Source organism: Coleofasciculus sp. E1-EBD-02 (genome assembly GCF_040218245.1).
Taxonomy (GTDB): domain Bacteria; phylum Cyanobacteriota; class Cyanobacteriia; order Cyanobacteriales; family Coleofasciculaceae; genus Coleofasciculus.
The window spans coordinates 119,463-127,394 of sequence record NZ_JAVJQN010000152.1; the positions used below are offsets into that span (position 1 = coordinate 119,463).

The following is a 7,932-nucleotide window of genomic DNA, read 5'->3' on the forward strand; positions in this document are numbered from 1 at the left end:
AATCAACAATGAACCATGCATGAACAAAGGACAAATGAAAAAGGACGAATGACTAAAAACAAATGACCTGGAAATTCATTGCTCGAATCGCGCCACTGGCTGTTTTGCTCTTAAGCTGCCAGGGTACTAATGTGGATTTGCCAGAAAGCTGGAACACCTACCGCAACCCCCGCTTTAACTTTGAGTTCCTCTATCCCAACAATTGGATACCCTTTCCCATACCCGACAATCTTGATGGTCGAGCCTTTCGTGATCCTGAGAATACCAACTGTGAGATTAGGGGATGGGCAGAATTTGCCCAACTCGGAACCCCGCCCCCTGAAAGTACATCCCAACCACTCAATCCATCTCAACCTCAAAATTTCTTCACTGAACAAGGTGAAACGGGTAAACTTCAGGTAGACGTTGACTCTGATATCAGTGTGATGACCCTAACCCTGACCCAGGAAAATGTAAGCTACAACTGGCAGGGACGCTGTGAGAGCGAACAATTTGCTGATTACTATCGCTTTTTCTATTACATTGCTCGTCAGTATCGTTTGCCACTACCCGATGAGAACGGATAGGCTCAATGGGCATCCTATATCAATAGAGCAGCATAATTGAATTTATGATGATTGTGGATTTAATTCAAGAAAAGCGAGAAGATATTCTCCGAATTGCCGCCTTACACGGTGCATCAAATGTGAGACTCTTTGGTTCGGTAGCGCGGGGTGAGGCTAAACCTGATAGTGATATCGATTTGCTGGTAGAAATGGAATCCGATCGCAGTCTTTTGGATCGAATCGCATTGATTCAAGATTTAGAAGATCTCTTGGGTAAAAAGGTTGATGTAGCCACGGTTAAGGGATTGCGGGAGGTTTGGCGCGATCGCATCCTGAATGAGGCAGTTTCATTACATTATGAGTGATGATGGGGTATATTTGGGAGATATTTTGGAGCGCATTGAACGGATTGAGGCTTACACTCAAGATGGAAGAGAGACATTTTTGGCATCACTTTTGATTCAAGATGGCGTGATTCGCAGTTTTGAGGTGATTGGAGAGGCGGTTAAACGAATTTCCTCAGAGTTAAGGCAAAGTCATCCACAGATTCCTTGGCGTCAAATGGCTGGATTTCGGGATGTACTTATTCATGACTATATGGGTTTAGACTTAAATGAAGTTTGGAATGTTGTTGAACGAGATTTGCCGGAACTCAAAGGCAAGATTTTGCTAGTTTTACAGGAACTGGAACATGAGACTTGACAATTGATTCTATCCGGCTATCCCTCTCAAGGAACACAATCTTTGTACAATACAAAAGTGCGATCGCTCTGCTTTGGTACGACTCATGTCCTCAGAACTTCCCTCCCCGACGAATTCCCCAACCAATTCCACACCCCTGCGAGTTGTGATTGTGGAAGATGATCCCATGATGCAGCTTGGCTTAGAACAATCTTTATCCACAAACCCCCAGCTTGAACTGGTGGGACAAGCTGAAGATGGCTACATGGGCATTGAAATAACCAAACAACTCAAACCTGATATCGTGGTCATGGATATTGGTTTGCCCCGTTTAGATGGGATTGCTGCTACTCAGCAAATTAAAGCCCAACTCCCTGAGGTGAGAGTGGTCATCCTAACCTCTCATACCACCGATCGCGAAATTATTGCCTCACTCTCTAGCGGTGCTGATGCCTACTGTATTAAAGGATCAAGTGTAGAACGATTACTCCAGGCGATCGCAGCGGCGGCTGAAGGTGCAACGTACCTCGATCCTCAAATTGGTCGTCAAGTTCTCAAGCATCTGTCTCCCCCTTCTCCCACAGGCAATGTTTCCAATTTGTCACAACGGGAGCTAGAAGTCTTAAAACTGATCGTAGAAGGCAATAGTAATCCAGAGATTGCCGCTAAACTCTACCTCAGCGCCAATACCGTTAAAACCCATGTGCGCGGGATCATGAACAAACTTTCGGTAGATGACCGGGTACAAGCGGCGGTGGTGGCGTTGCGATCGGGGATAGTTTAATTGTCATTTGTCATTTGTCATTTGTCATTCGTCATTTGTCATTTGTCATTTGTCATTTGTCATTCGTCATTCGTCATTTGTCATTTGTCATTTGTCATTCGTCATTTGCTTCCCCATCTACCTCCCCATCTACCTCATCTTCCCCATCTATCTCATCTTCCCCATCTACCTCATCTTCCCTATCTCCCTGCATCGCTAACAATGTGGGACGAAGTATTCTGCTAAATTTTACTAAAATTTACACTTTTTTATACTTTTATAGTATAGTAGCTACAGATAGCTGCTCGATAAGGAAACCTGCCGGTGGCAGATATCATCCATAACCAGAGTGTAAGGGATGAATCCTTGTCCACTGGATGTCAGACTATTGTTGAATTCTGAGGTATCCCAGTTTTGTTGTTAGCTTTGGCTCAAGTAAACTCTTGCCAACCTGCTATGGCGTTAGTCCTATGGGCAGAGTACTGAGTACGGCAAATACTAATCGAGGTTGAACACAATTCCTCTAGGATTTGATGGCACAGCCAATTTAATCGGTATATTGGCGGTTTTGTCATCAAAACTAGACTGTTGAGAGTATTTTCGATCTAATAATGACTTCCAATCTGTTTCAACGAGTTGCCATCGCTCTAAATCGGTGGATTTTAGGGGATTGCGATCAGCAACAGCCTGGGTTAAACCAATATCGGCAATGCTACAGCGCTCAGATATTACAACCCTGACCTTATCTATTGCAACCTTCAAAAACATCATTGTTGGTAATATAAGTAACACGGGTAATATGATGTCCGGACCCATCACCCTTAATAAAAAAGCCCGAAACCCTTGCGGTTAAAGCATTGTTATTATGGGCAATTCACCGGACTTGATATAATGCGTTCAATCTTGACTTCCCATCAGGAAAATATTGACTGACTGGGTTTTCCAGGCAACGATTGAGTCATTTTTGAGTAGATACTCATTAAAGTAAGTAGGAAGTCAAAAGGGAAAATCATAACTGTGGACACTCGACAACCCTAAATCCATCGAAGCTATCAAATTATTTTCCCATCCAAGTTGCATTGGGATCGGGAATTGTACCAATTTTAATGGTAAACACCTGGAGGTAGTTGCATGAAATCATCACTCGTTATCCTTTATCACCGCGAACCTTATGATGAGGTCGTGGAAAATGGCAAAGTGCATTATCGGGCAAAGAAAAGCCCTAATGGGATTGTACCAACCCTAAAAAGCTTCTTTGCCGGCGTCAATCAAGGCACCTGGATTGCTTGGAAACAGGTGAATGCTAAGCAGAAAGCTAACTTTGAACAGCGGATTGTTGTGGAAGGTGAAGCAAACTACAACGTTCGCCGAATTCCCCTCTCCGCCGATCAGGTCAAGCATTTCTATCACATCACCTCGAAAGAAGCATTTTGGCCCATTCTGCATTCATTTCCCTATCACTTCACTTACGAAACCTCAGATTGGGAAAACTTTCACACGATTAACCGCCTGTTTGCAGAAGCCGCCTGTGACGAAGCGGCAGATGATGCTCTAATTTGGGTGCATGACTACAATCTATGGTTAGTGCCCTACTACATCCGGCAGCTAAAGCCGAATGCTCGGATTGCTTTCTTCCATCACACTCCCTTCCCCTCTGTGGATATTTTCAATATCTTACCTTGGCGGGAAGAAATTACCGATAGTTTACTCTGCTGCGATATCGTCGGCTTCCATATTCCGCGCTATTCAGAGAATTTCGTCAATGTGGCTCGCAGCCTACGCCCGGTGGAAATTGTCAAGAAAGAACCCGTACCTGAGCATATTACCCCAACGGGAATCGCATTGGCTGAGCCAGAAATGACCACCCAGCTACGATACAAGGATCAGTTAGTTAACATCGATCCCTTCCCGGTTGGAGCCAATCCCCAACAAATTCTCTCTATCCTGCATAAGCCAGAAACTCAAAAACGGTTTGAGGAAATTAAGGAAAGCTTGGGCGATCGCAAGTTAATTATCTCAGCCGGACGAGTGGACTATGTGAAAGGCACTCGTGAGAAGCTAGAAGCTTATGGACGCCTGTTAGCGCGTCGTCCCGACTTGCATGGCAAAATTAATATGCTGGTCACCTGTGTGGCGTCGGCGTCTGGAATGCGCGTCTACAAAACTGCCCAAACCCAGATTGAGCAGTTAGCTGGAAAAATTAACGGGCGGTATGGGAACTTAGACTGGCTACCGATTATGCTCTATACCCAACCCGTTCCCTTACCGGATCTGCTCTGTTACTACAAAGCCGCAGATATCTGTTGGACAACGCCCTTGAGAGATGGTTTAAACCTAGTAGCGAAGGAATATATCATCACTCACGAGAAAAAAGAAGGCGTATTAGTCCTCTCCGAATTTGTCGGTGCAGCCGTCGAACTCCCGGATGCCATTTTGACCAACCCTTACTCCATCGATCGCATGGATGAATCGATTGAGCAAGCGCTGGCTATGTCTCCTGAGGAGCAAAAGGAACGGATGGCGAAAATGTATGACATCGTAACCAAATACGATATTCAGTGCTGGGCAGATCACTTGTTTGAAATGTTTGAGAAAACCAAACATCAGACAGCGAAGCAACAGGAAGCAGTAGCTGTTTAAGCTGATGTTCCAGACGTGCAACGGCACGTCTGGGTGCAGGAGAGCGGGAGAAAGTGTTGAGTGTTTGAATTAACGTTCTTGTCCTCCTTGTCTCCCTTCTCTTGTCTCCTTGTCGCCCTTATCTCCCCTCTTGATTACTAATTTGCCGCCGTCGCGACTACTGTGGAAGTTAGATGTTACTCAAACTGGATCATGCGTGATTTTCAAACCATCCAGAGCCAAACCTACGATTTAATTGTCATTGGAGGTGGCATTAACGGTGCTGGCGTCGTCAGAGACGCGGCTCTGCGAGGTCTTAAAACGATTTTGCTGGAGAAGGCTGACTTCTGCGGCGGTACAACCAGTTGGTCAACGCGATTAGTTCACGGTGGCTTGCGCTACTTAGAATATTTTGAATTTGCCCTAGTGCGGGAATCGTTACGGGAGCGAGAAATCCTCCTGCATACAGCCCCCCACTTAGTCAAGCCCCTAATGCTGACGATTCCGATCTACAGCGATCGCTCTCGTCCCTATTGGAAAATTCAAGCCGGGATGCTGCTCTATGATATCTTGAGCTTCGAGAAAACGCTGCTACCCCACCGGATGCTGCCCAAAAAGAAGTTTAAGCAGCTATTTCGCCATATCGATCCCGATGGTTTAGTCGGTGGAGCGCAATATTATGACGGTCAGGTGGCGTATGCGGAGCGTTTGGCATTAGAGAATATTATCTGTGCTGAACAAGCGGGAGCAACGGTTCTCAACTATGCAGAAGTTACCCAGTTACAGCGCCAAGAGGGTCGCATCACCAGCATTACTTGCAAAGATGCCTTAACTGGCGAAGAATTCACCGTCAAAGGGAGCGATCGCGCCGTATTTGTAAATACAGCCGGTCCCTGGGTGGATAAGGTTTGTCAGTCTGGGGTGAAAAATGGACAATCAGCGCCCATCGGTGAGAAGAAAAAACTTGGTCCGACGAAGGGAAGTCACATCATTGTCCCTCCCTTCCCTGGCGCACCGGAAACAACCTTGTATGTAGAAGCCAAAACGGATGGTCGTCCGTTTTTTATTGTGCCGTGGTTGGGTATGTATCTGATTGGCACGACTGATTTGCGACATCAAGGTGCTCTTGACTCAATTAAGGCAGACAACGAGGAAATTGATTATTTACTCACCGAAACTAATCGAATTCTGCCCACTGCCCAATTGTCCCGCCAAGATGTGAAGTTTACTTATGCTGGGGTGCGTCCTTTACCCAATGCAGAGGGGAAGAAACCGGGAAGTGTCACCCGCAGCCATATTCTCTATGACCATACCCCAGAGGGTGTGAGTAATCTGATTTCTCTAATTGGCGGCAAAATCACCACCTATCGCCAAGTGGGTGAGGAAATGGTGAATAAAGTCTATCGCAAGTTTGGACGCTCCGCCCCCCCTTGTCCCACCTACGAGAAACCCTTGCCGGGAGCCATTTTACCCAGTGATCCGCGTCTAGAAAAAGCGCTGCAAGACTATCGCACCACATTACCCTTGGCGACAATCCATCACCTGTTTGACATCTATGGTGCTAAGGCGTTGGATATTTTAGCCTTAACCGACGAAGAACCGGAATTGGCACAAGCGATTACCCCCAAATTGCCCGATATTAAAGCCCAGATTATCTATGCGGTGCAGTCGGAATTTGCGCGGACGTTGGTAGATATTGCCCGTCGCCGGACTAGCCTAGCCATGCATACCAACTATGGCTTTGATATTCTGCCCGTTTTGACGGACACCCTGTCTCGATATGGCGGGTGGAGTTCGGCGGAGTGCGATCGCCAAGTTGAGGACTATCGCGCTTTCATGGAAGCCAATTGTATTCCAGATTACGTGATGGCGACTCAGAAAGAAACACAACCAGTGAGTTAATCACATCAGCAAAGGCAAAAGAACTCATTATATTTTTTCTTTTGCCTTTAACCCTTAACTTGACCCAAAAATTATTGAGTTCAACACATACTATTTATGGTGAGCAACCTCTCAAATTCTCAATCCAGCTCATCTCAAGCTGATCAGAACCCAGAAACGACTCAGGCTCATGCACACTCCCACCGGAGACCTGCGCCAGAAGCCACCCTCGCCATTCTCGGCGCTGGTGCTTGGGGTAAAGCGTTGGCAACAATTGCCAGACATAAGAATCATCAAGTTCGACTGTGGTCTCGCAGCAGCGAGGAATCCCTAGAAGAGGTATTAGCGGACATTGATATGCTAGTCTCCGCGATTCCGATGAAAGGGGTGGCGACGACGGCGGCTAAGATTCAAGAGATTGGGTTGCCGGATTATGTGACAATTATTACCGCCACCAAGGGATTAGACCCAGAGACAACTCGTACCCCTTCTCAAATCTGGGAAGCCGACTTTCCCAACCATCCGATTGTGGTACTTTCGGGTCCCAATCTATCCAAAGAAATTGAGCAAGAACTCCCCGCCGCCACAGTGGTGTCGAGTACAGATATGGCAGCAGCGGAGGAAGTGCAAACGGTATTTTCCTCCAGTCTCTTCCGAGTGTACACCAGTCCAGATCCCCTTGGCACCGAACTGGGAGGAACGCTGAAAAACGTGATTGCGATCGCGGTTGGGGTTTGTGATGGTCTAAAATTGGGTACTAATGCCAAATCTGCCCTGATTACCCGTGCGTTAACTGAAATCCTTCGGGTGGGGACACATTTAGGCGGACAAACGGAAACCTTCTTCGGATTATCAGGTTTGGGCGACATGCTAGCCACTTGTAGTAGTATACTCAGCCGTAATTATCGCGTCGGTTACGGTTTAGCCCAAGGGAAAAAATTAGAGCAAATTCTCGAAGAATTACAAAGTACGGCGGAAGGGGTAAACACAGCCAATGTATTGGTTAAAATTGCCAATCGCGAACAGATCCCCATTCCCATCTGTCGGCAAGTTTATCGCCTACTCAACCATAAAATTACGCCCCAAGAGGCTGTAGAAGCATTGATGGAGCGGGATTTGAAGGCAGAATTTGGCGATTTGTTCTAAACCGTTACAAAACATCAGCAAGTCTAGGCAGAAAGGCTTATATCTAGGCTTGCTGCTTACGTCCTGCTTCATATTGGTGATCACACAGATTTCACAGATTGAAGCCTAGCATAAGAATCCCCACCTAAATCGCGAGGGGCTACGGCTTCAACCGGAACGAAGTGGAGGTAAGCCGTAGGGGGAGAGCGGGAAATACTTCGGCTAAACGCCCGAAGTATTTCCAGTTATTTCCCGGGTGGTACAATGGTAGCCATGAAACAAGTCCTCACGATAGTCATAAAGCTTCAACCCTCCCCT

General features: G+C 46.5%; 8 protein-coding genes. 7 read left to right on the forward strand and 1 reads right to left on the reverse strand.

Features of this window, described 5'->3' with window-relative positions; all coding sequences use genetic code 11:
* The first annotated feature begins 62 nt into the window (after nt 1-62).
* The 4 genes from RIC07_RS24615 to RIC07_RS24630 all read left to right on the forward strand — a co-directional run bounded on the left by RIC07_RS24615 (nt 63) and on the right by RIC07_RS24630 (nt 2,010).
* The gene (locus RIC07_RS24615) at nt 63-566 is read left to right on the forward strand and encodes a hypothetical protein (protein WP_446396800.1); all 504 of its coding nucleotides are present in this window, start codon (nt 63-65) and stop codon (nt 564-566) included.
* Nucleotides 567-610: 44 nt separating this feature from the next.
* A complete protein-coding gene (locus RIC07_RS24620; RefSeq protein WP_446396801.1) occupies nt 611-910 on the forward strand; it encodes a nucleotidyltransferase family protein in 300 nt (99 codons plus the stop codon).
* Nucleotides 903-1,247: a HepT-like ribonuclease domain-containing protein gene (locus RIC07_RS24625; RefSeq protein ID WP_446396802.1), complete on the forward strand. Its 345-nt coding sequence runs from the start codon at nt 903-905 to the stop codon at nt 1,245-1,247. The genes RIC07_RS24620 and RIC07_RS24625 overlap by 8 nt, the downstream gene beginning before the upstream one ends.
* An 85-nt stretch (nt 1,248-1,332) precedes the next feature.
* Nucleotides 1,333-2,010, forward strand: a complete 678-nt coding sequence (locus tag RIC07_RS24630; protein ID WP_446396803.1) for a response regulator — start codon at nt 1,333-1,335, stop codon at nt 2,008-2,010.
* 477 nt (nt 2,011-2,487) lie between these two features.
* Here the strand turns inward: RIC07_RS24630 and RIC07_RS24635 are convergent, their stop codons facing one another.
* Entirely contained in the window at nt 2,488-2,760 is a 273-nt protein-coding gene (locus RIC07_RS24635) for a hypothetical protein (RefSeq protein ID WP_446396804.1), read from the reverse strand.
* Nucleotides 2,761-3,120: 360 nt separating this feature from the next.
* Here RIC07_RS24635 and ggpS point away from each other — a divergent pair, with 360 nt between their 5' ends.
* The 3 genes from ggpS (at nt 3,121) to RIC07_RS24650 (ending at nt 7,635) form a co-directional block, all read left to right on the forward strand.
* The gene (ggpS, locus tag RIC07_RS24640) at nt 3,121-4,629 is read left to right on the forward strand and encodes a glucosylglycerol-phosphate synthase (RefSeq protein WP_446396805.1); all 1,509 of its coding nucleotides are present in this window, start codon (nt 3,121-3,123) and stop codon (nt 4,627-4,629) included.
* A 192-nt stretch (nt 4,630-4,821) separates the two neighbouring features.
* Complete coding sequence (glpD, locus tag RIC07_RS24645) at nt 4,822-6,510, forward strand: glycerol-3-phosphate dehydrogenase (protein ID WP_446396806.1); 1,689 nt, start codon at nt 4,822-4,824, stop codon at nt 6,508-6,510.
* Between the two features lie 96 nt (nt 6,511-6,606).
* Nucleotides 6,607-7,635: an NAD(P)H-dependent glycerol-3-phosphate dehydrogenase gene (locus RIC07_RS24650; protein ID WP_446396807.1), complete on the forward strand. Its 1,029-nt coding sequence runs from the start codon at nt 6,607-6,609 to the stop codon at nt 7,633-7,635.
* The last annotated feature ends 297 nt before the right edge of the window (nt 7,636-7,932 follow it).

What these genes read in the sequence shown, in the direction of transcription:
- RIC07_RS24615 (WP_446396800.1), top strand. Translation starts at nt 63, where the DNA reads ATGACCTGGAAATTCATTGCTCGAATCGCGCCACTGGCTGTTTTGCTC.
- RIC07_RS24620 (WP_446396801.1), top strand. Translation starts at nt 611, where the DNA reads ATGATGATTGTGGATTTAATTCAAGAAAAGCGAGAAGATATTCTCCGA.
- RIC07_RS24625 (WP_446396802.1), top strand. Translation starts at nt 903, where the DNA reads ATGAGTGATGATGGGGTATATTTGGGAGATATTTTGGAGCGCATTGAA.
- RIC07_RS24630 (WP_446396803.1), top strand. Translation starts at nt 1,333, where the DNA reads ATGTCCTCAGAACTTCCCTCCCCGACGAATTCCCCAACCAATTCCACA.
- RIC07_RS24635 (WP_446396804.1), bottom strand. Translation starts at nt 2,760, where the DNA reads ATGATGTTTTTGAAGGTTGCAATAGATAAGGTCAGGGTTGTAATATCT.
- ggpS (WP_446396805.1), top strand. Translation starts at nt 3,121, where the DNA reads ATGAAATCATCACTCGTTATCCTTTATCACCGCGAACCTTATGATGAG.
- glpD (WP_446396806.1), top strand. Translation starts at nt 4,822, where the DNA reads ATGCGTGATTTTCAAACCATCCAGAGCCAAACCTACGATTTAATTGTC.
- RIC07_RS24650 (WP_446396807.1), top strand. Translation starts at nt 6,607, where the DNA reads ATGGTGAGCAACCTCTCAAATTCTCAATCCAGCTCATCTCAAGCTGAT.